Source organism: Mycobacterium sp. NGS45 (assembly GCF_059812645.1).
In genome coordinates, this window is record NZ_JCALDB010000002.1 from 202,293 (window position 1) to 225,751 (window position 23,459).

Annotated in this window: 25 protein-coding genes; 17 read left to right on the forward strand and 8 right to left on the reverse strand. The window is 67.6% G+C overall.

Annotation, left to right across the window (positions count from 1 at the left end):
• Window positions 1-24 precede the first annotated feature (24 nt).
• From AC5Y3P_RS03180 to AC5Y3P_RS03195, 4 genes are read left to right on the forward strand one after another with little or no spacing between them, the layout of a single operon-like run.
• Window positions 25-696 (forward strand): HAD family hydrolase, encoded by a 672-nt coding sequence (locus AC5Y3P_RS03180; RefSeq protein ID WP_500044443.1) that lies wholly within the window; start codon window positions 25-27, stop codon window positions 694-696.
• A 54-nt stretch (window positions 697-750) separates the two neighbouring features.
• Window positions 751-1,032, forward strand: a complete 282-nt coding sequence (locus tag AC5Y3P_RS03185; RefSeq protein WP_500044444.1) for a phosphoribosyl-ATP diphosphatase — start codon at window positions 751-753, stop codon at window positions 1,030-1,032.
• A gap of 5 nt (window positions 1,033-1,037) precedes the next feature.
• A complete protein-coding gene (gene hisG, locus AC5Y3P_RS03190; RefSeq protein WP_500044561.1) occupies window positions 1,038-1,883 on the forward strand; it encodes an ATP phosphoribosyltransferase in 846 nt (281 codons plus the stop codon).
• A 24-nt stretch (window positions 1,884-1,907) separates the two neighbouring features.
• Window positions 1,908-2,384, forward strand: coding sequence for a DUF4126 family protein (locus AC5Y3P_RS03195; RefSeq protein ID WP_500044562.1), 477 nt, complete (start codon window positions 1,908-1,910; stop codon window positions 2,382-2,384).
• Between the two features lie 28 nt (window positions 2,385-2,412).
• Here AC5Y3P_RS03195 and AC5Y3P_RS03200 read toward each other — a convergent pair whose 3' ends face one another.
• From AC5Y3P_RS03200 to AC5Y3P_RS03210, 3 genes are all read right to left on the reverse strand, one after another.
• Window positions 2,413-2,781, reverse strand: a complete 369-nt coding sequence (locus tag AC5Y3P_RS03200; RefSeq protein ID WP_500044445.1) for a hypothetical protein — start codon at window positions 2,779-2,781, stop codon at window positions 2,413-2,415.
• Between the two features lie 71 nt (window positions 2,782-2,852).
• Complete coding sequence (locus AC5Y3P_RS03205) at window positions 2,853-3,629, reverse strand: thioesterase family protein (RefSeq protein ID WP_500044446.1); 777 nt, start codon at window positions 3,627-3,629, stop codon at window positions 2,853-2,855.
• Complete coding sequence (locus tag AC5Y3P_RS03210) at window positions 3,626-4,438, reverse strand: RecB family exonuclease (protein WP_500044447.1); 813 nt, start codon at window positions 4,436-4,438, stop codon at window positions 3,626-3,628. The genes AC5Y3P_RS03205 and AC5Y3P_RS03210 overlap by 4 nt, the downstream gene beginning before the upstream one ends.
• Before the next feature lie 50 nt (window positions 4,439-4,488).
• Between AC5Y3P_RS03210 and AC5Y3P_RS03215 the strand changes: the two genes are divergently transcribed.
• On the forward strand, window positions 4,489-5,319 hold the full coding sequence (locus AC5Y3P_RS03215) for a tRNA (adenine-N1)-methyltransferase (protein WP_500044448.1): 831 nt from the start codon (window positions 4,489-4,491) through the stop codon (window positions 5,317-5,319).
• Here AC5Y3P_RS03215 and AC5Y3P_RS03220 read toward each other — a convergent pair.
• From AC5Y3P_RS03220 to AC5Y3P_RS03235, 4 genes are read right to left on the reverse strand one after another with little or no spacing between them, the layout of a single operon-like run.
• Entirely contained in the window at window positions 5,316-8,405 is a 3,090-nt protein-coding gene (locus tag AC5Y3P_RS03220) for an ATP-binding protein (protein WP_500044449.1), read from the reverse strand. The two genes, AC5Y3P_RS03215 and AC5Y3P_RS03220, sit on opposite strands and share 4 nt — an antisense overlap.
• Window positions 8,406-8,425: 20 nt before the next feature.
• Window positions 8,426-8,719, reverse strand: a complete 294-nt coding sequence (locus AC5Y3P_RS03225; RefSeq protein ID WP_500044450.1) for a DUF503 domain-containing protein — start codon at window positions 8,717-8,719, stop codon at window positions 8,426-8,428.
• 2 nt (window positions 8,720-8,721) lie between these two features.
• On the reverse strand, window positions 8,722-9,360 hold the full coding sequence (lppK, locus tag AC5Y3P_RS03230; protein ID WP_500044563.1) for a lipoprotein LppK: 639 nt from the start codon (window positions 9,358-9,360) through the stop codon (window positions 8,722-8,724).
• Complete coding sequence (locus AC5Y3P_RS03235) at window positions 9,309-9,815, reverse strand: MTB12 family secreted protein (RefSeq protein WP_500044451.1); 507 nt, start codon at window positions 9,813-9,815, stop codon at window positions 9,309-9,311. Before AC5Y3P_RS03235 ends, lppK begins: the two co-directional genes overlap by 52 nt.
• A gap of 147 nt (window positions 9,816-9,962) precedes the next feature.
• Between AC5Y3P_RS03235 and arc the strand changes: the two genes are divergently transcribed.
• Complete coding sequence (gene arc / locus AC5Y3P_RS03240) at window positions 9,963-11,804, forward strand: proteasome ATPase (RefSeq protein ID WP_500044452.1); 1,842 nt, start codon at window positions 9,963-9,965, stop codon at window positions 11,802-11,804.
• Between the two features lie 4 nt (window positions 11,805-11,808).
• Here arc and AC5Y3P_RS03245 read toward each other — a convergent pair whose 3' ends face one another.
• Entirely contained in the window at window positions 11,809-12,957 is a 1,149-nt protein-coding gene (locus tag AC5Y3P_RS03245) for a hypothetical protein (protein ID WP_500044453.1), read from the reverse strand.
• Window positions 12,958-13,297: 340 nt separating this feature from the next.
• Between AC5Y3P_RS03245 and ectA the strand changes: the two genes are divergently transcribed.
• The 11 genes from ectA to AC5Y3P_RS03300 all read left to right on the forward strand — a co-directional run bounded on the left by ectA (window position 13,298) and on the right by AC5Y3P_RS03300 (window position 23,457).
• Complete coding sequence (ectA, locus tag AC5Y3P_RS03250) at window positions 13,298-13,801, forward strand: diaminobutyrate acetyltransferase (RefSeq protein WP_500044454.1); 504 nt, start codon at window positions 13,298-13,300, stop codon at window positions 13,799-13,801.
• Window positions 13,802-13,879: 78 nt separating this feature from the next.
• Window positions 13,880-15,166 (forward strand): diaminobutyrate--2-oxoglutarate transaminase, encoded by a 1,287-nt coding sequence (ectB, locus tag AC5Y3P_RS03255; RefSeq protein ID WP_500044455.1) that lies wholly within the window; start codon window positions 13,880-13,882, stop codon window positions 15,164-15,166.
• A 49-nt stretch (window positions 15,167-15,215) separates the two neighbouring features.
• Entirely contained in the window at window positions 15,216-15,608 is a 393-nt protein-coding gene (locus tag AC5Y3P_RS03260; protein ID WP_500044456.1) for an ectoine synthase, read from the forward strand.
• Complete coding sequence (gene thpD / locus AC5Y3P_RS03265) at window positions 15,605-16,495, forward strand: ectoine hydroxylase (protein ID WP_500044457.1); 891 nt, start codon at window positions 15,605-15,607, stop codon at window positions 16,493-16,495. Before AC5Y3P_RS03260 ends, thpD begins: the two co-directional genes overlap by 4 nt.
• A 10-nt stretch (window positions 16,496-16,505) precedes the next feature.
• Window positions 16,506-18,014: a depupylase/deamidase Dop gene (gene dop, locus AC5Y3P_RS03270; protein WP_500044458.1), complete on the forward strand. Its 1,509-nt coding sequence runs from the start codon at window positions 16,506-16,508 to the stop codon at window positions 18,012-18,014.
• Window positions 18,015-18,078: 64 nt separating this feature from the next.
• Complete coding sequence (locus AC5Y3P_RS03275) at window positions 18,079-18,273, forward strand: ubiquitin-like protein Pup (protein WP_500044459.1); 195 nt, start codon at window positions 18,079-18,081, stop codon at window positions 18,271-18,273.
• Entirely contained in the window at window positions 18,270-19,178 is a 909-nt protein-coding gene (gene prcB / locus AC5Y3P_RS03280) for a proteasome subunit beta (protein WP_500044460.1), read from the forward strand. The genes AC5Y3P_RS03275 and prcB overlap by 4 nt, the downstream gene beginning before the upstream one ends.
• Entirely contained in the window at window positions 19,175-19,888 is a 714-nt protein-coding gene (prcA, locus tag AC5Y3P_RS03285) for a proteasome subunit alpha (RefSeq protein WP_500044461.1), read from the forward strand. The genes prcB and prcA overlap by 4 nt, the downstream gene beginning before the upstream one ends.
• 95 nt (window positions 19,889-19,983) lie before the next feature.
• A complete protein-coding gene (locus tag AC5Y3P_RS03290) occupies window positions 19,984-20,757 on the forward strand; it encodes a succinate dehydrogenase cytochrome b subunit (protein ID WP_500044462.1) in 774 nt (257 codons plus the stop codon).
• A complete protein-coding gene (locus tag AC5Y3P_RS03295) occupies window positions 20,754-22,700 on the forward strand; it encodes a fumarate reductase/succinate dehydrogenase flavoprotein subunit (protein ID WP_500044463.1) in 1,947 nt (648 codons plus the stop codon). The genes AC5Y3P_RS03290 and AC5Y3P_RS03295 overlap by 4 nt, the downstream gene beginning before the upstream one ends.
• Before the next feature lie 7 nt (window positions 22,701-22,707).
• Entirely contained in the window at window positions 22,708-23,457 is a 750-nt protein-coding gene (locus AC5Y3P_RS03300) for a succinate dehydrogenase/fumarate reductase iron-sulfur subunit (RefSeq protein ID WP_500044464.1), read from the forward strand.
• Window positions 23,458-23,459: the final 2 nt, after the last annotated feature.

Below are 23,459 nucleotides of genomic sequence, written 5' to 3' on the forward strand. Positions count from 1 at the left end.
TCGCCGCGATGGGACAATCGGGCCATGCGTGCGGTGCTGTGGGACATGGACGGCACCCTCGTCGACTCGGAAAAGTTCTGGGATATCGGCATGCACGAGCTGTACCGACGGTTCGGCGGAGAGCTCAGCTCCGAGGTGCGCGAACAGACCGTCGGCGGTTCCGCCGAAACGGTGATGCAGATCGTGTACGCGGATCTGGGGCTCGATCCCGACCCGGTGCAGATGGCCTCGACCTCGGACTGGTTGCACGACTTCGTCGGCGAGCTGTTCGCGGCCGGCCTGCCGTGGCGGCCCGGCGCCCAGGAGCTGCTGGAGAATCTCGCCGAGGCCGAGGTGCCGATGGCGCTGGTGACCAACTCCCGTCGGGTGCTCACCGAGCAGGCGCTCAACAGTATTGGCCGACACTATTTTTCGGCCACCGTGTGCGGCGACGAGGTGTCGCTCGGCAAGCCCGCCCCGGAGCCCTACCTGCGTGCCGCCGAGCTGTTGAAGCTGCAGCCCGGATCGTGTCTGGCGATTGAAGATTCGGTTACCGGGACGGCAGCCGCCGAACGGGCCGGGTGCGCTGTGATGGTGGTCCCCAACGATGTCGAGGTGCCCGACGGTCCGCGCCGGCGCCACGTCGTCTCGCTGGAACGGCTCGACGTCGAGGCGTTGCGCCGAGTGCACGCCGAACTGGCCGACATCGACACCTGAGCAACAGCGCCCGGTGCTCAAAGACAGCACCACGAGCCGCGTCCTGCGCAGACCATGAAAGAATGCCCTGCTGTGAAGACCTTCGAGGAACTGTTCGCCGAGCTGGGTGAACGTGCGCGCTCTCGACCCGAGGGCAGTGGCACGGTCGCGGCACTGGACGCGGGTGTGCACACGGTCGGCAAGAAGATCCTCGAGGAAGCCGGTGAGGTCTGGTTGGCCGCCGAGCACGAGTCCGACGACGCCCTGGCCGAGGAGATCAGCCAGCTGCTGTATTGGACGCAGGTGCTGATGGTGGCCCGCGGCCTGTCCCTCGACGACGTCTACGCGAAGCTGTGACCGGCGTGTTGCGGGTGGCGGTGCCCAACAAGGGGGCGTTGAGCGAATCGGCAGCCGAGATCCTCGCCGAGGCCGGCTACCGCCGTCGCACCGACGCCAAGGACCTGACCGTCCTGGACCCGGTCAACAACGTCGAGTTCTTCTTCCTGCGACCCAAGGACATCGCGATCTACGTGGGTTCGGGGCAGCTGGACTTCGGCATCACCGGTCGGGATTTGGCGCTGGAGTCCGATGCCCCGGTCACCGAGCGGCTCGCTCTGGGCTTCGGTTCGTCGACCTTCCGGTACGCCGCGCCGGCCGGGCGGGAGTGGACGGTCGCGGATCTGGCCGGCAAGCGGATCGCCAGCGCCTATCCGAATTTGGTGCGAAAAGACCTGGCCGGCAAGGGGATCGACGCCACCGTCATCCGGCTCGACGGCGCGGTGGAGATTTCCATCCAGCTGGGTGTGGCCGATGCCATCGCCGACGTGGTGGGTTCGGGCCGCACGTTGCGGGCGCACAACCTGGTGGCGTTCGGTGAATCCCTGTGTGACTCCGAGGCCGTTCTGATCGAGGCCGCCAACCGGGAACGAGACGATGCCCGCGATCAACTGGCGGCCCGCGTCCAAGGCGTGGTGCGCGGCCAGCAGTACCTGATGCTCGACTACGACTGCCCGCGAACGGTGCTCGACCGTGCGGTGGCGGTGACACCCGGTCTGGAGTCACCCACCATCGCCCCGTTGGCCGACCCGGAATGGGTGGCCGTACGGGCACTGGTGCCGCGCAAACAGGTCAACGCGATCATGGACGACTTGTCATCGATCGGCGCCAAGGCAATTCTGGCCTCCGACATCAGGTTCTGCCGCATCTGATCTGTTAGGTTCCCGAGTGTGACGATGCACTTGGTGGTCTTGCTGCTGGCCTTGTTGATCGGCGCGGTGGCCGGTTTGCGGGCACTGACCGCGCCCACCGTGGTGGCCTGGGCCGCGTTCCTGAAGTGGATCAACCTGGACGGCACCTGGGCCGAGTGGCTTGCGCATCCGATCGTGGTCACGCTGCTGACCCTCCTGGCGCTCATCGAGCTGGTCACCGACCAGTTGCCCAAGACACCGAGCCGCACCGTGCCGCTGCAATTCCTGGCGCGCCTGATCACCGGCGGTGTTGCCGGTGCCGCACTGGGTACCGCCTGGGGTTATCCCTGGGGCTCGCTGGGCGCGGCCCTGATCGGTGCGGTGATCGGCACGATCGGCGGTTTCGTCATGCGCCGCAAACTCGCCGACGGAGAAGGCATCGACCTGCCGGTGGCCTTGACCGAGGACGTCATCGCCGTGCTGGGCGGGTTCGCCATCGTCGCGATCGCCGCTGCGCTGTAGCGTTCGACGACGATCTGCGCCGCATTCGTCAGCCAGATCCGGGCCCGGATTGGTCGCCGATGATGGTATGCAGCAGGTCGACGATCTGCTGTTGGCCCGCGGCCGCGGCGTCGAACTTGCCACGCATCTCGGTGAATCCCGCGTCTACGTGGTCACGCAGGACGCCAAAGTCCTGCCGCAAGTCGACGAAATCCTGACGCATGGCGTTGAAGCTAGCGGTGGTCGCCTGTCGAAAATCGCGAAGGTCACCACGAATCTCGCCGACGTCGCGGTCAGCTGCTCCAGCGAGGACTCGCGCGGCTGCCGCATCGCCTTCGGATGCCCGGACCCGCATGTTCAACTCGCGGACCTCTTCTTCGAGGGCTGCCACCCGCGGTTCGAGGTCGCCGGAATCCATGGCCACGAGATTACCGAGGATCGAACTCGAGCACCTGCACGACCACGGTGCCCTGTGTAGGAGCTTCCAGGTCATCCTCGGCGCTGGATCAGCAGCGTCTGCGCCGAGGTGCCGATGAACCCATCGCGGTCGAACAGTTCGGCCGTGGTGACACCGATACCGTCGGGGCCGATCGAAGCCCGGGCCCGCACCGCGAAGTCCTCGCCGGTCGGCAGCCGATGCAGGTGCACCACGGTGTCGGTGTTCATGAACATGAACGCGCCCGGATCCAGGGCCGCACCGATTCCGTTGGCCGAGTCGACCACCATTGCCAGGCGCTGCAGCGCCGTGGTCGGTTCGTCGTCGACCAGCCCGACCTTCGGGGTCATCCAGAACACCGCCGCGCCGGCGTCGTCGGGCTGGGCGCGAAACGACACCGACTCGATGTAGCCGGGCACGTCCCACCAGTGCTTCGGCAGTCCTGCGTCAGGTCCTTCCACCAGCGGCGGGTGACGGTCGCTGACCGCGTCGGCGGTGTCGGTGGCGGCCAGCGCCCAGGCCTGCAGCCGCGCGACCGGGCGGTCCGGGTCGGTGAGCGTGGCCAACTCGGCGGCCAGCAGCGCGATCCGCTTACCGGGCCGCGGCACCGAAACCGACACGGTCAGCGGCGCCAACGGAATGGCGCCGAGGATGTCGAGCCCGAGCCGGCCGATCCGCTGACCGGACCCGGCCAGCTGCTCCTCGATCGACTTGGTCAGCAACGCCAACGGGGGAGAGCCGTGCTGCAGGTCCGCGGCCCAGTTACTGCGGGTCAGGTCGGTGGATTCGAAGACGCCGTCGGGCCTTCGGCGGTAGTAGCAGCTCGTCACGATGCCTTCCGGTCGGGCCAGCCCGGGTAGGCCGGCGGGGTGCCGCCGAACGCCGGGCACAGCGCTTGATGAGAACAGAAGCTACACATGCGCGAGGCGCTGGGCCGGAAATCACCTGTCGCCCCGGCAGATTGGATGGCCTGCCAGATGGCCGTCAGGGTCTTCTCGAACCGCAGCAGCTCATCGTGGTCGGGGGTGTAGTCCAGGACCTGACCGTCGGCCAAATAGATCAGCCGCAACCGGGCCGGCATGGTGCCGCGCGACCGCAGCAGCGCCACCGCGTAGAACTTCATCTGGAACAGCGCCCTGGCTTCGGCCAGGCCGCGAGCCTCCGGCGGTGCCTTGCCGGTCTTGTAGTCGACGACGCGCAACTCACCGGACGCGGCCTGGTCGATGCGGTCCACGAAGCCGCGCAACGGCGTGCCGTCGGGTAGGTCGACTTCGATGCGCTGCTCGCAGGAAAGCGGGTCGAACCGAGTCGGGTCTTCCAGCCGGTAGTAACCGGTCAACAGCCGCTGGGCGTCGATCAGCAGTTGTGCGCGCTGCTCGTCGGAAAAGGCCGCGGCCAACTCGGGCTCTTCGGCGACCAGCAGGTCCCAGGCCGGGGCCAGCAGGGACAACGCCATGTCCTGGTCGCGCAGGGCCGCCGGGAACGAGTACAGCTGCTCCAAGGCGGTGTGCACCAGCGAGCCGCGCACCTGCGCTGCCGACGGTGGTTCCGGCAGCCGGTCGATGGCCCGGAACCGGTACAGCAACGGGCACTGTTTGAAGTCTGCGGCCCGCGACGGGGATAGTGCTGGCCTGCGCATGCTGTGAGGGTATGCAAGCCCACCGACACGGCATGGCAGGCTGATCAGTTGTGTCGGAGAGAACCGGTCCATTCGTGGTGGGCGATCGCGTACAACTCACGGACGCCAAGGGCAGGCACTACACCATGGTGTTGGCGCCCGGCGCGGAGTTCCACACCCATCGGGGTGCCATCGCGCACAACGACGTCATCGGCCTGCCGGAGGGCAGCGTGGTCAAGTCCACCAACGGCGACCCGTTCCTGGTGCTGCGACCCCTGCTGATCGACTACGTGCTGTCGATGCCTCGCGGTGCGCAGGTGATCTACCCCAAGGACGCCGCGCAGATCGTGCACGAGGGCGACATCTTCCCGGGCGCCACCGTGCTCGAGGCCGGTGCCGGGTCGGGCGCGCTGACCTGTTCGCTGCTGCGCGCGGTCGGCCCGACCGGACGGGTGATCTCCTACGAGGTGCGCGACGACCACGCCGTGCACGCCCGGCGCAACGTCGAGACGTTCTTCGGCGAAGACCCGCCGAACTGGGAGCTGGTGATCGCCGACCTGGCCGGCTACGACCGGGGACAGGTCGACCGGGTGGTGCTGGACATGCTGGCACCGTGGGACGTACTCGATGCGGTGTCTGCGGCGCTGGTTCCCGGCGGCGTGCTGATGGTCTACGTCGCAACCGTCACCCAGCTGTCCAAGGTCGTCGAGGCGCTGCGCGAGCAGCAGTGCTGGACCGAACCGCGAACCTGGGAGACGCTGCAGCGCGGCTGGGACGTGGTCGGGCTGGCGGTGCGCCCGCAACACAACATGCGCGGGCACACCGCATTCCTGGTCTCGGCGCGCCGGCTGGCGCCCGGCACCGTCACGCCGACGCCGTTGCGGCGCAAGAAGCACATCTAGGCCAGCAGCGCTTCGGCCAACTGCAGGTGGCCCCGATAGCCATGCCGGGCCGCGAGATCGCGGTATTCGGTGGCGCGTCGGCGGAACTGGTCCTGCTCGCCGCGAGCCTGGGCGAGCAGAGTTTGCAGACGCGACTTCAGCACGTCCCGGATCACCGCGCCCGAGCTCAGCGGCAACACCTCGAGCCGGTCGATCAGCGCCACTGCCTCATCGAGGTCGCCGCGGCCCAGCAGCGCCTCGACCAACAGCCCGATCACGACGTACGCGTAGCCGTACTGGCCTTCGATCATCATGGCGTCGAGTGCGCCGCGCAGCGTGTCGATCGCGGCATCGAACTCGCCGCGGCGGACGGCCACAGAAGCGCTCCAGGCCTCGATGGAAGCGAGTTCAGCTCGGTAGAAGTCCCCGGATCGGCACAGCTGGCGCGGCCCGTCCAGAATCTGCAGTCCGCGTTCGAGGTCGGCGCCATCGCGATGCAACAACGTCAGTCCCAGCGCCATCCCGGCGATGCCGCGAGCGACGTTCTCGCCGGCGGCTTCAGCCGCCTCGAACGCCTGCTCGGTGTATTGCACGGCGGCATCGTCAGCGAGCAGCAACCCGGTCGCAACCGGCCAACCGACACCGAAGGTGGCGGCGGTGGCGTGACACAGCGCATCGGCCTGCTGTGCCATCTCCAGGGCGTGGGCCAGATCGGCTTGCCAACCCTCGATGCCCAGGAATGCGCGCACCACACCGCGGGTCGCGACCGCGATCGTCAAGGGTGATGTCAGGAGAATATTGCCTGCCGCGTGGTCTCCGGCGGCCGCGTCGATCGCCGCCTGCGCCCAATGCAGTGCTCCCCGAAAGTCGCCGGTCTGCACCAAGACGGCGATCGGGGCGGCGGACAGACCGACGATGAGCGCAGGATCACCGCTCGCTTCGATCAATGCGGTGTGCTCGGCCACGGTGTCGGCGGCCGCACGTATCCGGCCGGCGAGCAGATGTGCACCGACCAGGCCGGCCATGCCGACGGTCAGCGAGGTCTTGTCGCCGCACCGTTCACACAACTCGCGGAATTCGTCGAACGGCGCACCGACAACATCCTCACGCGTCCGGAATGCATTCGCGATGAGCAAGGTACGTACCGCCACCCGCATCCGGTCCCGCTCAGCACTTGCCGGCAGCAGGTCCGCGACTTCGCTGGCCCGTTGCCAACTGGCCCGCGCGGCCGCGATGTTGCGCCCCGACTGCCATCCGCCGGAACGCATGTGCCACTGGTAGGCAGCCGGGAGATCGCCGGCGGCTTCGTGGTGTTCGGCGATCAACGCGGCATTGTCATCCACGGTCAGGGCATGCCGCCGTTCGATACTCGCTGCCAGCCGCCGGTGCAGTTCGGCGCGCTCGCTCCGCAATTGAGATTCGTAGGCGACGGTCCGGATCAAGGGATGGTGGAACACGTACTCGGGGTTCGTCCCGAACCGGCACTGGTCGACGAGTTCGGTGGCGATCAGGTCGTCCAGTGCGGGGTCGACGCCGAGCCCATCGAACATCTCTGGGGTGAATCGGAATCCGATCACCGATGCGGCGTTCAGGGTCTGTTTGGCCGAGAGGTCCAGCCGGTCGATACGCGCTGCGATGGTGGCCTGCAGGGTGGCCGGCACGGTCAACGACTGGACCGGATTGCGGCACTGGAAGTTGCCGCGCTGGCCGGTAATGATCTGTCGCTCCGCCAGGTCACGGACCATCTCGGCGGCGAAGAACGGGTTACCGGCGGCTCGGTCGGCGACCAAGGTGACCACCGGGGTGACCGACGGGTCCGGACCCAGCAGTTCGGAGGTCAGGGCCGCCGTCTCGCTCTCGCTCAACGGGCTCAGGGCGATGGTCTGTGCTCCGGGCAGCCGGGACAGCGCACGCTGATACTCCGGCCGATAGGTGATCAACACCAGTGAGCGCGAGCGCGGTATCACCGCCATGCACTCGGCCAGCATGGCTTCGCTGATCGGGTCGATCCAGTGCACGTCCTCGATGACGAACAGCACCGGTTGAGTGCGCACCAGGGTGCTCGCGTTGATCAGGGCGGTCAGCCGTCGTTGCCGGGCATCGGGTTCGATCACCGGGACCGGGGTATCGGGGTGCCGGATACCGAGCAGATCGTCGAGCAGGAGCAGATCGTCAGGGTCGGTGTCGGGCAGGATCGACCGGATCTGCTGTGATCCCCCGATTCGCCGGAGTACCTCGGAAAATGCGTGGAACGGCACATCTCGGGTGTGTGCTTCACAGAACACCTGCACGACGCCGAAGCCGTGCCGGTGAGCGATCGCGGTGGCCTCCCGGACCAGGCGGCTCTTGCCGATCCCTGCCACGCCGACCACGCACACCATCGATCCACGGCCCGCTGCCGCTCGGCCGACCATCTCGGTCAGCGACGACAGCTCCCAGTCCCGGCCGACGAGGTCGGCTTCGGTTCCGATGCAATCCCGATGACCGGTGACGGCCAGCAGACGGTGCGCGGGTAGCGGCCGGGCGGCGCCCTTGACGGTGACCAGCTCGGCGTCGGAGAGGGTGGCAACCGTATCGACCAGGCGCGCGGTCGATTCGGTGAGCAGCACGGCGCCCGGCGCCGCGGCCGCCTCCATCCGCTGCGCCAGCCCGACGGCCTCTCCGATGGCGGTGTAACCCCACGCGCCCGAACCGATGTCGCCGGCGATCACCTGTCCGGAGTTCAGGCCCACCCGCAACTGCAGGTCGAGATCCAGCGACTGGATCTCCAGCGCCGCCAGGCAGGCGCGCACGGCGTGGTCCTCGAGCGCGGTGGGTGCCCCGAACACCGCCATGATGCCGTCGCCGGTGAACTTGTCCGGTGTTCCGCCGTGCCGGCGTACGATGCCCGCGCAGCGCTCCACCAGGTCGACCATCAGGTCGCGGAATCGTTCCGGATCGACCTGCGCGGCCAGATCCATCGACCGCACCACGTCGGCGAACAACACCGTGACCTGTTTGTACTCGGCCGGACCGGCAGCGCTCAGCGCGGCCCCGCACGAGTCACAGAACTTCGCGCCGGGTCGCAGCCGCGTGCCGCATGTCGGGCAGGATGCCCGGACCCCCATTCACCGAAGAATAGGCACACTCAGTCGTCGCTGTGCAGTAATCCGCGACGTGCCGAGAGCAGTTGCACCTCGGGCCGGGCCGCGACCAGGCGTTCGGCGCCGTCGAGCACCTCGACCACGTGGGCGCGGTCGCCGGAGACCATGGCCACCCCGATCCCGGCCCGGCGATGCAGATCGCGCGAACCGGTCTCGGCGGCCGACACGGCAAACCGCCGCTGCAATTCGGCCACGATCGGGCGCACCACCGAGCGCTTCTGTTTGAGCGAGTGCACATCACCGAGCAGCAGGTCGAACTCCAACCAGCCGATCCACATGGCTATCCCGGTGGCTCGGGGGCAAGTTCCGATTCCGGTGCGGGTTCGGGGACCGGTTCCGGCGCACCCGCGGGGGCGGATGGCGTCTGGTTCCCGGTGTCCGGGCCGAACACCAACACCTGATCGGCGGTCTCGCGGGACAGCTGCCAGGCGCCGCGCAGCGGTTTGAACTCCATCGGGAAGGTGAACGGCCCGCCGCCGCCTTCGGCAGGTTGCAGCGTGACCGTGGCACGCACGTTGCCGCGGGTCTCCGGTGACCAACTCAAGTCGGTCGCGGTGACGGTCAGCGGCAGCATGTGGTTGTCGGCCAGGGCTTTGCCGAACGCGTCGAGCGCGCCGGCCTGCGCGACGCCGGCGTCCTCGACCAGGTCCAGTTTCTCCGCGCCGGGAATCGCCGGGTCCGACAAGCGCAGTACGACGTCGCTGAGCGCGACCGGGTCGGGCAGCGCGACACCCTCGGTGGTCCGGGCCGGCGACGACGTCGTCGGCGTCGTGGTCGGCTCGGCTGCCCGTTCTGCACCGCAGCCCGACGCCACCAGCGCCGCCACGAGGATCGTGGCGGCGCCGGTGACTGCGGTACGACTCAGGGTCAGCCCAGGGTGGACAGGAAATTCAGGGCTGCTTGCTTGGTCAGCTGCCAGCCGGTCGGGCTGGGGCCCTGCACGAAGGACACCGGCGAGGTGCCGGTGGTGCCGGTGGCGGTGGTCGCGGTGACGATCGCGGTGGCCGTCGGCCCGTTCTGATCGAGGTCGGTGACGGTGAACGTCACCGGGAAGGCGCCCTCGGCCTGCTTCTGCCGGTACTTCGAGTCGGCCAGCTTCGATTCCACCCGGCCCAGGCCGCCCTCGATGTAGGAGCCCTTGGCCCCGCCGTAGGAGCCGGCGCCGACCAACGCGTTGAGGGTGTCGAGGATCGGCCCCTGCAGTTCGGGGGCCGGCGCGGCCGGCAATGGCGCGTGGAAGTCCACCAGTTGCACCTGCGGCTGCGCGGGCGCAGCGCCAACTGCAACCGAAGTCACACCTGCGGCGGCGGCACCTGCCAGTACTGCGGCACCTGCAATGGCCGCCACACCTGTGGCTAGGGATTTCACGGTCACGGCTGTCCTTTCGTTCGGCCGACGGATGGCTCGAGGCTAACAGTGGCGTGTGGCGTGTCGAATTGCTACACCACACACAAAGCTTGAATCGCCGGTAGCGTTGAGGTTGTTACTGCATCAACTTTCGGTGCGGGAGAGGAGCGCAGCATGAGCGAGTCACAGCGTTCTGATGAGTTCGCAGAGGGCTTCGAGACCCCAATGTCCAGCGAGGATGCCGCAGAGCTGGAGCAGCTGCGGCGCGAGTTGGCGACGTTGCGAGAGCAGTTGGCGACGGCGGCGGGGTCATCAGGCAGCACGCGCAGCGTGCGCGATGTGCATCAGCTCGAGGCGCGGATCGACTCGCTGGCATCCCGTAACGCCAAGCTGATGGAAACTCTCAAGGAGGCCCGCCAACAGCTGCTCGCGCTGCGCGAGGAGGTCGACCGGCTGGGCCAGCCGCCCAGCGGCTACGGCGTGCTGTTGGGTGTCGCCGACGACGAAACCGTCGACGTGTTCACCTCGGGCCGCAAGATGCGCCTGACGGTCTCACCGAACATCGAGACCGCCGAGTTGCGGAAAGGCCAGACGCTGCGGCTCAACGAGGCGCTGACGGTCGTGGAGGCCGGTTCCTTCGAGTCGGTCGGCGAGATCAGCACCCTGCGCGAGATCCTGGCCGACGGACACCGGGCCCTGGTGGTCGGTCACGCCGACGAGGAACGCATCGTGTGGCTGGCCGACCCGCTGGTGGCCGCCGAGGACCTGCCCGCCGAGGTGGCCGAGACCTTGACCGCCGAGGAAATCGAGCTGCGGCCGCGCAAGTTGCGGCCCGGGGACTCCCTGCTGGTCGACACCAAGGCCGGTTACGCGTTCGAGCGCATCCCCAAGGCCGAGGTCGAGGATCTGGTGCTCGAGGAGGTGCCCGACGTCAGCTACCACGACATCGGTGGTCTGACCCGGCAGATCGAGCAGATCCGGGACGCCGTCGAGCTGCCCTTCCTGCACAAGGATCTCTACCGCGAGTACGCGCTGCGTCCGCCCAAGGGTGTGCTGCTCTACGGCCCGCCCGGCTGCGGTAAGACGTTGATCGCCAAGGCCGTGGCCAACTCGCTGGCCAAGAAGATGGCCGAACTGCGCGGTGAGGAATCCCGCGAGGCCAAGTCGTACTTCTTGAACATCAAAGGCCCGGAGCTGCTGAACAAGTTCGTCGGTGAGACCGAGCGGCACATCCGGCTGATCTTCCAGCGCGCCCGGGAGAAAGCCTCCGAGGGCACCCCGGTGATCGTCTTCTTCGACGAGATGGACTCGATCTTCCGGACCCGTGGCACCGGTGTCAGCTCCGATGTGGAGACCACCGTGGTGCCGCAGTTGCTGTCCGAGATCGACGGCGTCGAAGGTCTGGAGAACGTCATCGTGATCGGCGCCTCCAACCGTGAGGACATGATCGACCCGGCGATCCTGCGGCCCGGCCGGCTCGACGTCAAGATCAAGATCGAACGCCCGGATGCCGAAGCGGCGCAGGACATCTTCAGCAAGTACCTGACCGAGGACCTGCCGGTGCACGCCGACGACCTCGCCGAGTTCGGCGGCGATCGCGGGCTGTGCATCAAGGCGATGATCGAGAAGGTCGTCGACCGGATGTACGCCGAGATCGATGACAACCGGTTCCTGGAAGTCACCTACGCCAACGGCGACAAGGAAGTCATGTACTTCAAGGACTTCAACTCCGGGGCGATGATCCAGAACGTGGTGGACCGGGCCAAGAAGAACGCGATCAAGAGCGTCTTGGAAACCGGTCAGCCCGGTCTGCGCATCCAGCATCTGCTGGACTCCATCGTCGACGAGTTCGCCGAGAACGAAGACCTGCCCAACACCACCAATCCTGATGACTGGGCTCGGATCTCGGGCAAGAAGGGCGAACGGATCGTCTACATCCGCACCCTGGTCACCGGCAAGAATTCGTCGGCGAGCCGCGCCATCGACACCGAATCCAACCTCGGGCAGTACCTGTAGCCGTTCAGGTGCGGTGGTAGCGGTCCCGGGCCAGCAACGTCAGGCGTAGGTCCTCGAGCAGCGGTTCGACGAACTGCGCGCGGTGTTCCTGGTCGCTGACAGCGCGCGCCGACAGATACATGAAGGTCAACGCGGTCAAGAACATCACCAGCTGGATCAACGCGTTCGGGATCGGCAGCGTCATCCCGAGCACCTGGCCGTCGCTGGACCCGCCGTGGGTCAGTGCATCGAGCAACTGCGGGTTGATCACGATCAAACCGAAGACCAGAAAGATCAGGCCGGTCACCAGCGCGACCGTGAGCACCTGAACGATCTGCGTGATCGCGACCACGACCACCACGTTGACCCGCTCCGACACAGACAGCGGCACCCGCCGGCCGCCGTCGGGGAGATCGCGGAAAGGGGTATCCAGCAAAACCTCGGTGGCAGTGCTGGGTGGGCTGCCGGCGTCGGCCTCCGACGCCAGGATCGGCCGTACCCGGGCCATCGTCGAGGAGATCAGGAAGACGGCGGCGATCAGCATCAGGAAGGCCAGCGCCACCCACAGCCGAGGCCGGCTGACGTGGGTGGCCATGCTCCAGGCCGGTCCGTTGAAGAACACCAGCATGGTCAACAGCAGCACCGGCAGCGCCCGCACCAGCAAGCTGCCGATCGATGCCAGATTGGTCGCCGTCACCCGGGTTGCCCAACTCAGGATCGATCCCAATCCTGTTGCAGTGCACAATAATATGATGGCGATCAGCACCACGTCGAGTGCCAGGTCGACGAACACCAGAGCGCTCGGCCCGCCGAAGATTGCTCCGAGGACCGCGACCACGATCGAGATCCCGGAGGCCGCTGCCCGGCCGCGGCGGTCCGGTATCCGCGAGACCAGCCAACCGGTCAGGGCCGCGACCGGCAACACCAACACGACCAGCGCCAGCACGAACCATTCGGTGCGGGTGGGGGAGCCGTCGATGTCGATGGTGTGCTGGCCGGTGAGCGCCACGATCACGATCGACGACGCCATCAGTACAGCAAACATCGCCAAGGCCGGTGCGGAGCGCGTCCAGACCCTGCGCACCAGGGCGCCCGGTCGCAACACGTAGGGCAGTCCGTGCGCCAGGAACCATTGGTCGGCGGCGAGTTGCGCGGCCGAACGCTGCCGGGTCACCTGTTGACCTCACCAAGACCTGCCGACGGGCGCAACTGTCCTCGCCGAGTTCGCCCGCCGGTTCGGTAACGATTTGATAACGGTCTCGAAGTCCCTGGGCGTCCGGTTTTCGGCGTCGAAACTCCAGGTCTGATGGTGTTTGCCGGTACAGCTCGGCACAGTGTTGGTCGGTCCGGCGGTTTGGTTTCGTTACCAAGGTGTGCTTACGGTCGTTCCACCGATGACTTGAACTGACGATGACTGATGACTGTTCGGTGGTGAATTTCTACTCGCTATGCCCGTTTCCGAGAACGTCCGATCCGCTGCTGCGGTGGAGCCGGTTGCCCAGCCGCAGCCGGCCGTGAACCTCCGGCCGCCCCGGGGCGCCGACGCGATCGCGATCCGCCGGATCGCTGCCGCCACCGAAGCCCTCGATCTGAACTCGACCTACGCCTACCTGCTGCTGGCCACCGACTTCGCCGCGACCTCGATCGTCGCCGAAATCGACGGCCGGCCATGCGGATTCATCACCGGCTACCACCCGCCCGAGCGGCCCGAAGTGCTGTTCGTCTGGCAGGTGGCCGTCGCTCCCGACGCGCAAGGCCGCGGCTTGGCCAGCGCCATGCTCGACGCGCTGGTGCACCGGGTCCGGGTCGATCGGCACGGCCACCCGGTGACCGTGGAAGCCACCGTCGCGCCCGGAAATGTCGCGTCCCGAGCCTTTTTCGGCGCGTTCGCGCGTCGCCACGGTGTGGCGCTCACCGAACATCCGCATTTCGCCGCCGAACTGCTCGACGAGCACGGTCAGCACGAAGCAGAGCCGCTGCTGCGGATCGGTCCGCTGGCTGCTCCGCTGCCGGGCTAGCTGTCAGCAGTCATTCTGAAATCCATTGTCGAACAACTGAATACAGATTCCAGAGAACCGTAGAGAAAGGATTGTTCCTTGCTGCTCGCCGAGCCGGTATCACTGTCCGAGGAGAACCTGCCTGAGGTCTTCGACTCCGTCGAGTCCGAGGTCCGCAGCTACTGTCGCTCCTGGCCGACGGTGATGGCGACCGCGGCGGGTTCGTGGGTCACCGACACCGCGGGGCGGCGCTACCTGGACTTCTTCGCCGGGGCCGGTGCCCTGAACTACGGCCACAACAACCCGGTGCTCAAGGCGGCCCTGCTGGACTACCTGAGCTCCGACGGGATCGTGCACTCGCTGGACATGGCCACCGCGGCCAAGCAACGCTTCCTGGAGACCTTCCAACAGTTGATCCTGGATGCCCGCGGGCTCGACTACAAGGTGCAGTTCCCCGGACCGACCGGGGCCAACGCCGTCGAGTCGGCGCTGAAGCTGGCCCGCAAGGTCACCGGGCGCGAGTCGATCATCAGCTTCACCAACGCATTTCACGGCATGACGCTGGGTGCGCTGTCGGTGACCGGGAACTCGATGAAACGCGCCGGTGCCGGCATCCCGCTGGTGCACGCCACCCCGATGCCGTACGACAACTACTTCGGTGGGGTCACTGAGGACTTCCACTGGTTCGAGCGGGTGCTCGACGACTCCGGCAGTGGCCTGAACCGGCCGGCCGCGGTGATCGTGGAGACCGTGCAGGGCGAAGGCGGACTCAACGTGGCACGCCTGGAATGGCTGCGGGCGCTGGCCGAGTTGTGCCGCAGCCGCGACATCCTGCTGATCATCGACGACGTGCAGATGGGCTGCGGACGCACCGGGCGGTTCTTCAGTTTCGAGGCGGCCGGCATCACTCCGGACATCGTGACGCTGTCGAAGTCGATCAGTGGCTACGGGTTGCCGATGGCGCTCACGCTGTTCCGCCGCGACCTCGACGTGTGGGCCCCGGGTGAGCACAACGGCACCTTCCGCGGCCACAACCCGGCCTTCGTCACCGCCACCACCGCGTTGCAGACCTATTGGCACAACCAGGAATTCAGCGCCGAATTGGAGACCAAGGGCGAATTGATCCGGGCCGGACTGGACGGCATCGCGGACAACTACGAAGGTGTCTCGGCGCGCGGCCGGGGCATGGCGCAAGGACTGAAGTTCGAGGACGCAGCGCTCGCTGCGCAGGTGTGCCGGGCGGCCTTCGAGCGGGGCGCGCTGATGGAGACCAGCGGACCCTCCGACGAGGTGGTCAAGTTGCTGCCGCCGCTGACCACTTCGGTGACCGATCTGCGGGCCGGCCTCGACATTTTGGCTGATTCCGTCAGCGCCACGCTGGCCTAGCGGATCCCTGAACGTCCTGAATTGTCCGACCCGAGAAGGAGTTTCATTCATGATCGTTCGCAGCACTGCGGAGATCACCGGCACCGACCGTGATGTGGCGGCCGGTGCCTGGCGGTCCAAGCGCATCATCCTGGCCGACGACGGTGTCGGATTCTCGTTCCACGAGACCACCATCGAGGCCGATTCGGTCAGCGAATTCCACTACCAGCACCACGTCGAGGCGGTGTGGGTGGTGGAAGGCACCGGGATGCTGACCAACCTGGAGACCGGTCAAGAGCATCCGTTGGCAGCGGGCACCATGTACCTGCTCAACGGCCATGAGCGGCATCGGGTGCGCTGCGACCAGCAGCTGCGGATGCTGTGTGTGTTCAACCCGCCGGTCACCGGGCGGGAGGTGCACGACGAGAGCGGTGCCTACCCCGCGCCGCAGCCAGTGGCATGAGCGCGCCGGCGCTGCGCACCGATCCGTACCCGACCCGGCTGCGTCACGCCGTGGCGCCGGTCCCGCGCAGCACACCCACGGTGTGGGGCGACCCGACGGACGGTCCGCTCACCGCTGAACGACTCGAGGAGTTCGAGACCGACGGCTACCTGATCGAGCCGGACACCGTCACCGACCCGCACCTGCCGGCGCTGCGGCACGAACTGGAGCGGTTGGCCGCCGAACTGGAACCCGATGACCCCAGGGTGGTCCGGGAGCCCGGCGGCACCATCCGGTCGATCTTCGAACCGCACCTGCTCAGTGACCTGGTGGCCGAGGTGGTGCGCCTGCACACCGTGGTACCGATCGCGCGGCAACTGCTCGGTGGCGATGTCTACATCCACCAGGCCCGGATCAATCTGATGCCCGGCTTCACCGGCACCGGCTTCTACTGGCATTCGGACTTCGAAACCTGGCACGCCGAGGACGGCATGCCCGACATTCGGGCGGTGTCCTGCTCGATCGCGCTGACCCACAACTACCCCTACAACGGCTCGCTGATGGTGCTGCCGGGGTCTCACCGCACCTTCTATCCGTGCGTGGGCGCCACCCCGGAGGACAACCACACCACCTCGTTGGTGGCCCAGCAGATCGGGGTGCCGGACCAGGACACCCTGACCAAGGCCGTCGATGCGTGCGGTATCGACCAGTTCACCGGCCCGCCCGGCACCGCGCTGTGGTTCGACGCCAACCTGCTGCACGGCTCGGGATCCAACATCACGCCGCTGCCCCGCTCGAATGTCTTCCTGGTGTTCAATTCGGTGGACAACGCGCTGCAGGACCCGTTCGCGGCGCCTCGACCACGTCCGGAATACCTCGCAGCCAGGTCAGTCCGACCGGTCACCTAGGCTGGCGGGCATGCAACGGATCATCGGTACCGAGGTCGAGTACGGCATCTCATCGCCGTCCGATCCGACCGCCAATCCGATCCTGACCTCGACGCAGGCCGTGCTGGCCTATGCGGCCGCGGCCGGGATCCAGCGGGCCAAGCGCACGCGCTGGGATTATGAGGTGGAGTCCCCGCTGCGGGACGCCCGCGGCTTCGACCTGTCGCGCTCGTCCGGGCCGCCGCCGATCGTCGACGCCGACGAGATCGGCGCGGCCAACATGATCCTGACCAACGGCGCACGGCTCTACGTCGACCACGCCCACCCGGAATACTCCGCACCCGAGGTCACCGACCCGATGGACGCGGTGATCTGGGACAAGGCCGGCGAGCGCGTGATGGAGGCCGCAGCCCGGCACGTCGCCTCGGTACCCGGGGCGGTCAAGCTGCAGTTGTACAAGAACAACGTGGACGGCAAGGGCGCCTCGTACGGCTCGCACGAGAACTACCTGATGAGCCGGCACACCCCGTTCTCGGCGGTGATCGCCGGACTGACGCCGTTCTTCGTGTCCCGTCAGGTGGTCACCGGCTCGGGCCGGGTGGGCATCGGTCCGTCCGGGGACGAGCCGGGATTCCAGCTGAGCCAGCGGGCGGACTACATCGAGGTCGAGGTCGGCCTGGAGACCACGCTCAAACGCGGCATCATCAACACCCGGGACGAACCGCACGCCGACGCCGACAAGTACCGGCGCCTGCACGTCATCATCGGCGACGCGAATCTGGCCGAAACCTCGACTTACCTCAAGGTCGGCACCACCGCCCTGGTGCTGGACCTGATCGAGGAGGGTCCGCAGCACGGCCTGGACCTGTCCGATCTGGCGTTGGCCCGGCCGGTGCACGCCGTGCACGTGATCAGCCGCGATCCCAGTCTGCGCGCCACGGTGGCCCTGGCCGACGGACGTGAACTGACCGGTTTGGCGCTGCAGCGCATCTACCTGGAACGGGTGGCCAAGCTGTTGGAGACCCGCGAACCCGACCCGCGGGCCGAGCACGTCATCCAGACCTGGGCCGAAGTGCTCGACCTGCTCGAGCGCGACCCGATGGAATGCTCCGAGATCCTGGACTGGCCGGCCAAACTGCGGCTGCTCGAAGGTTTCCGGCAGCGCGAGAACCTGAGCTGGAACGCGCCCCGGCTGCACCTGGTCGACCTGCAGTACTCCGACGTGCGGCTGGACAAGGGGCTCTACAACCGGTTGGTGGCGCGCGGTTCGATGCGCCGGCTGGTCACCGAGCAACAGGTGCTCGACGCCGTCGACAATCCGCCCACCGACACCCGCGCGTATTTCCGCGGCGAGTGCCTGCGCCGGTTCGGCGCCGACATCGCGGCCGCCAGCTGGGACTCGGTGATCTTCGATCTCGGCGGTGACGCGCTGGTGCGCATTCCGACGTTGGAACCACTGCGCGGTAGCAAAGCCCACGTCGGAGCCCTGCTGGACTCCGTGGACAGCGCTGCGGAGCTGGTCGAACAGCTCACCAGCTGACGTTCCTGCCCGGCATTTCAGGTGTCGGCCGGTAGGGTAAGAGCACCGATACAAGGAGGCGGCGATGGCTCAGGAGCAGACCAAGCGTGGCGGTGGCGGCGGCGAAGACGACGACCTGGGCGCCAGTACAGCTGCGGGTCAGGAGCGCCGCGAGAAGCTGGCCGAGGACACCGACGATCTGCTCGACGAGATCGACGACGTGCTCGAGGAGAATGCCGAAGACTTCGTGCGTGCATACGTGCAAAAGGGTGGCCAGTGAGCTGGTCCTCCGATGACAGACTGGTAATTCCTTCGCAGCGGTCCCCGCTGAACTCGGTCTCCGGTGATCTCTCGTCGTTCTCCGAGCACCTGAGCCGGCACGCCCCCGAATTGCTGCCCACCCTGAAGTCCGGTTCCACCGCCCCGACGCCCGGCGCCGAGCTGCCGCACGGCACCACGATCGTTGCGCTGAAGTACCCCGGCGGCGTCCTGATCGCCGGGGACCGGCGGTCCACACAGGGCAACATGATCGCCGGCCGCGATGTGCAGAAGGTCTACATCACCGACGACTACACCGCCACCGGCATCGCCGGTACCGCGGCCATCGCGGTGGAGTTCGCCCGGCTGTACGCCGTGGAACTCGAGCACTACGAGAAGCTCGAGGGTGTCGCGCTGACCTTCCCCGGCAAGGTCAATCGATTGGCCACCATGGTGCGCGGCAATCTGGGCGCTGCACTGCAAGGTTTCATCGCGTTGCCGCTGCTGGTCGGTTACGACCTCGACGATCCCAATGCGGTGGGCGCGGGCCGGATCGTCTCGTTCGACGCGGCCGGCGGCTGGCACATCGAGGTGGAGGGCTTCCAGTCGGTGGGTTCGGGTTCGCTGTTCGCCAAGTCGTCGATGAAGAAGCTGTACTCCCGGGTGACCGACGCCGACTCGGCGCTGGCCGTGGCCGTCGAAGCGCTCTACGACGCCGCCGACGACGATTCGGCCACCGGCGGACCGGATCTGGTCCGCGGCATCTACCCGACCGCGGTGACCATCGACGTCGACGGCGCCGCGGATGTACCCGAGGAGCGGATCGCCGAACTGGCCCGCACCGTCGTCGCCGGGCGTTCCCGTCGGGACACCTTCGGACCCGACGATCCGTCCGGTATCAATGCAGCGCCGCGGGGTGACGCATGAGCTTTCCGTACTTCATCTCGCCCGAGCAGGCGATGCGCGAGCGCAGCGAACTCGCCCGCAAGGGCATCGCGCGCGGCCGCAGCGTGATCGCGCTGGCCTACGCCGATGGGGTGCTCTTCGTTGCCGAGAACCCGTCCCGGTCACTGCAGAAGGTCAGCGAACTCTACGACCGGATCGGTTTCGCCGCCGTCGGCCGGTTCAACGAATTCGACAACCTGCGGCGGGGCGGGATCCAGTTCGCCGACACCCGCGGCTACGCCTACGACCGTCGGGACGTCACCGGCCGGCAACTGGCCAACGTGTACGCCAACACGCTGGGCACCATCTTCACCGAGCAGGCCAAGCCCTACGAAGTCGAACTGTGCGTGGCCGAGGTGGCCCACTACGGCGAGGCCAAAGCGCCTGAGATGTACCGGATCACCTATGACGGGTCGATCGCCGACGAGCCGCACTTCGTGGTGATGGGCGGGACCACCGACCCGATCACGGCCGCGCTCAAGGACTCCTACGTCGAGAGCGCCAATCTGGCGGATGCGGTGACCACCGCGCTCAACGCGCTACAGGCCACCGGCGAGAACGGTGAGACCCGGGTGCTGGGCCCCGACACCCTCGAGGTCGCGGTGCTCGAAGCCACGCGGCCCCGCCGGGCCTTCCGGCGGATCATCGGACCGGCACTGGAAGCGCTGCTGCCGCAAGCCGATTCGCAGTAGCTGGATCTCGACGCGGCGCGCGTTAGATCGTGAGTTCCCGACACCGCGTTACGACGCACGGTAGTTTCGACTGAGTCACTACCTGGGGGTGTGCGATGACGGTGCGGGCCACGGACTCGGCCGATGCCGGACACGAGGTGCCACGGCGCCCGGTTGCGCCGTTCGGCCGCTGGCAATGGCGATCTCAGCCGTCATCGGTGACGCTCAAACTGATCATGGCCGGCACCGGTCTGGTGTTCGCGCTGTTCGTCGCGGTGCACATGGTCGGCAACCTCAAGGTCTTCACCGGCGCCGAGCACTTCGACGCCTACGCGCACTGGCTGCGCACGTTGGCCGAGCCGCTGCTGCCGTATGAGGGTGCACTGTGGATCTTCCGCGTGGTGCTGGCGGTGTGCCTGATCGGACACGTCGGCGCGGCGGTGATGCTGACCGCCCGTGCGCACCGCGCACGAGGCAGCTTCCGCCGCACCGGTTTGGGGCACGGTCGCGCGCTCGCGCTGCTGCGTTCCTACACCGCCCGCACCATGTTGGTCAGCGGCATCGTGCTGCTGGCGTTCATCGTTTTCCACATTCTGGATCTGACCGTCGGTTCCGAACCCGCCGCAGCCGCCGAGTTCCGTGCCGGCCACGCCTACGCGAACCTGATCGCCAGTTTTCAGCGTCCCGGCGTGGCGCTGTTCTACCTGCTGGCGATGGTGGTGCTCGGCGCGCATCTGCTGCACGGACTGTGGACCGTGGTCAACGACCTCGGGATCACTGGGCATCGCAGCCGGCAGGTGTGCGTCGCGCTCGGCGGACTGTTGGCGGCGGCGGTGATGCTCGGCAACATCTGCATCCCGGTGGCCGTGCAGGTGGGCTGGCTGGCATGACCGACCTCGAAGCGCTCCGCGGGTTCGGCGACCCGGTCTCGGGCGGGGTGCCGCCAGGAGATCCGGCGACCGCCTGGGAACGACGGCTGCTCGACTACCGTCTGGTCAGTCCGCTGAACCGGCGCAAGTTCACCGTGATCGTGGTCGGCACCGGCCTGGCCGGCGCCGGTTGCGCCGCCGCGCTCGGTGAACTCGGTTACCACGTCGAATGTTTCACCTTCCACGATGCGCCGCGGCGGGCGCACAGTGTGGCCGCCCAGGGCGGCATCAACGCCGCGCGCGGACGCAAGGTGGACAACGACAGCGTGGCCCGGTTCGTCAGGGACACCGTCAAAGGTGGTGACTTCCGTTCCCGCGAAGCCGACTGCTATCGGCTGGCGTTGGAGTCGGCCCGGGTGATCGACCACATGAACGCGATCGGAGCACCGTTCGCCCGCGAGTACGGCGGCAGCCTGAGCACCAGGTCGTTCGGCGGGGTGCAGGTTTCGCGTACCTACTACACCCGCGGGCAGACCGGTCAGCAACTGCAGATCGCGGCCAGTCAGGCGCTGCTGCGTCAGGTGCAGGCCAACACCGTGCGCCTGCACACCCGCGCCGAGATGCTGGACCTGATCGTGGCCGACGGCGCCGCGCGCGGGGTGGTGACCCGCAATCTGGTCACCGGGCAGCTGCAGGCCACCACCGGGCACGCGGTGGTGCTGGCCACCGGCGGGTACGGGAATGTGTTCCACCGCTCCACGCTGGCCAAGAACAGCAACGCCACCGCCACCTGGCGCGCGTATCTGCGCGGTGCGCTGTTCGCTTCGCCGTCGTTCATCCAGTTCCATCCCACGGCGTTGCCGGTGAACTCCGAGTGGCAGTCCAAGACCATCTTGATGAGCGAGTCGCTGCGCAACGACGGCCGGATCTGGGTGCCGGCCCGCGCCGGAGATGACCGCCCGGCCAACGACATTCCGGAAACCGAACGCGACTACTACCTGGAGCGGATGTACCCGGCCTACGGGAACCTGTCACCGCGTGACATCTCCTCGCGGGCGGCCCGGGCCCAGATCGAAGCCGGGCACGGCGTGGGTCCGCTGCGCAACAGTGTCTATCTGGACTTCCGGGATTCGTTGGCGCGCCTGGGCCGCGCCACCATCGCCGAGCGGTACGGCAACCTGTTCTCGATGTACGCCGACGCCACCGGCGAGGACCCGTACCGGGTGCCGATGCGGATCGCGCCGGGCGCGCACTTCTCGATGGGCGGACTGTGGAGCGATTTCGACCAGATGACCTCCATCCCAGGGCTTTTCGTGGCGGGGGAGGCCGGCGCGGGTTATCACGGCGCGAACCGGCTGGGCGCCAATTCGCTGCTGTCGGCCTGCGTCGACGGTTGGTTCACGCTGCCGTATTCGGTGCCGAACCACCTGGCCGGGTTGCTGGGCAGCGAGCCACTGGCGCTGGAGCACCCCGCGGTGCAGGGCGCCCTGGCCGAGGTCGAACGGCGGATCGACGCGTTGCTGGCGATCGGCGGCAGCCAAGGCCCGGACCGGTTCCACCGCCGGCTCGGCGAGATCCTGTACCGCGGCTGCGGGGTGTCGCGCTCGGCGGCTGGGCTGCGCACCGCGATCGAGCAGATCGACGAACTGACCGACGCGTTCTGGTCGGATCTGCGGGTGTCCGGGCACGGCGCGCAGTTCAACCAGGAACTGGAGAAGGCCGGCCGGATCGCCGATTTCCTCGGGCTGGCCCGACTGATGTGCATCGACGCACTGGACCGCGACGAATCCTGCGGTGCGCATTTCCGCGAGGAGCATCAGACCCCGGACGGTGAAGCCCAGCGCGACGACGAGCGCTGGTGCAATGTGTCGGCCTGGCAGTACAACGGCGCCGGGCCGGTGCTCCGGCGCACCGAACCGCTGACGTTCAGCGCGGTCGAACTGCAGACCAGGAACTACGCGTGAGGCCGACGTGAAGCTGACCCTGCGCATTTGGCGCCAACCCGACTCGACGGCTCCGGGCGGCTACCAGGATTACGTCGTCGACGATGCCACTCCGGAGATGTCGCTGTTGGAGCTGCTCGACCGGCTCAACGACACCCTGGTGACCCAGGGCGCGGACCCGGTGGCCTTCGACTCGGATTGTCGTGAGGGGGTGTGCGGTTCGTGCGGCATCACCGTCGACGGTCGACCGCACGGGCCGCTACCCAACACCCCGTCGTGCCGTCAGCACCTGCGGTCGTTCGCCGACGGTGCCCAGGTCCGGTTGGAGCCGTTCCGGTCGGCGGCCTTCCCGGTGCTGCGCGATCTGGTGGTCGACCGGTCCGCTCTGGACCGCGTGCTCACCGCGGGCGGGCACATCGCGGTGGACGCCGGCACCGCCGGTGACGCCGACGCCGAACCGTTGCCGCACGACGACGCCGAGTACGCGCTGGACTTTGCCGCCTGCATCGGCTGCGGCGCCTGTGTGGCGGCCTGCCCCAACGGCTCTGCGCATCTGTACGCCGGCGCCAAACTGCTGCACCTGGGCACCGTGGTGCGCGGCCGCCAGGAGCGGGGCCGGCGCGCCAAGGCCGTCGTCGCCGCCACCGAGCAGGATTTCGGTCCGTGCTCGAGCTACGGCGAATGCTCGCTGGTGTGTCCGGAGGAGATCCCGCTGACCGCGGTGGCGGCGGTCAACCGCGAGGTCATCCGGTCCCGGATGCGGGGCAAGCCGAACTGAAC

Excerpts from the sequence above, each read along its gene's own strand:
- AC5Y3P_RS03180 (WP_500044443.1), top strand. The coding sequence starts at position 25 with ATGCGTGCGGTGCTGTGGGACATGGACGGCACCCTCGTCGACTCGGAA.
- AC5Y3P_RS03185 (WP_500044444.1), top strand. The coding sequence starts at position 751 with ATGAAAGAATGCCCTGCTGTGAAGACCTTCGAGGAACTGTTCGCCGAG.
- AC5Y3P_RS03195 (WP_500044562.1), top strand. The coding sequence starts at position 1,908 with ATGCACTTGGTGGTCTTGCTGCTGGCCTTGTTGATCGGCGCGGTGGCC.
- AC5Y3P_RS03200 (WP_500044445.1), bottom strand. The coding sequence starts at position 2,781 with ATGGATTCCGGCGACCTCGAACCGCGGGTGGCAGCCCTCGAAGAAGAG.
- AC5Y3P_RS03210 (WP_500044447.1), bottom strand. The coding sequence starts at position 4,438 with ATGCGCAGGCCAGCACTATCCCCGTCGCGGGCCGCAGACTTCAAACAG.
- AC5Y3P_RS03220 (WP_500044449.1), bottom strand. The coding sequence starts at position 8,405 with ATGGGGGTCCGGGCATCCTGCCCGACATGCGGCACGCGGCTGCGACCC.
- AC5Y3P_RS03225 (WP_500044450.1), bottom strand. The coding sequence starts at position 8,719 with ATGTGGATCGGCTGGTTGGAGTTCGACCTGCTGCTCGGTGATGTGCAC.
- arc (WP_500044452.1), top strand. The coding sequence starts at position 9,963 with ATGAGCGAGTCACAGCGTTCTGATGAGTTCGCAGAGGGCTTCGAGACC.
- AC5Y3P_RS03260 (WP_500044456.1), top strand. The coding sequence starts at position 15,216 with ATGATCGTTCGCAGCACTGCGGAGATCACCGGCACCGACCGTGATGTG.
- thpD (WP_500044457.1), top strand. The coding sequence starts at position 15,605 with ATGAGCGCGCCGGCGCTGCGCACCGATCCGTACCCGACCCGGCTGCGT.
- dop (WP_500044458.1), top strand. The coding sequence starts at position 16,506 with ATGCAACGGATCATCGGTACCGAGGTCGAGTACGGCATCTCATCGCCG.
- AC5Y3P_RS03275 (WP_500044459.1), top strand. The coding sequence starts at position 18,079 with ATGGCTCAGGAGCAGACCAAGCGTGGCGGTGGCGGCGGCGAAGACGAC.
- prcA (WP_500044461.1), top strand. The coding sequence starts at position 19,175 with ATGAGCTTTCCGTACTTCATCTCGCCCGAGCAGGCGATGCGCGAGCGC.
- AC5Y3P_RS03290 (WP_500044462.1), top strand. The coding sequence starts at position 19,984 with ATGACGGTGCGGGCCACGGACTCGGCCGATGCCGGACACGAGGTGCCA.
- AC5Y3P_RS03295 (WP_500044463.1), top strand. The coding sequence starts at position 20,754 with ATGACCGACCTCGAAGCGCTCCGCGGGTTCGGCGACCCGGTCTCGGGC.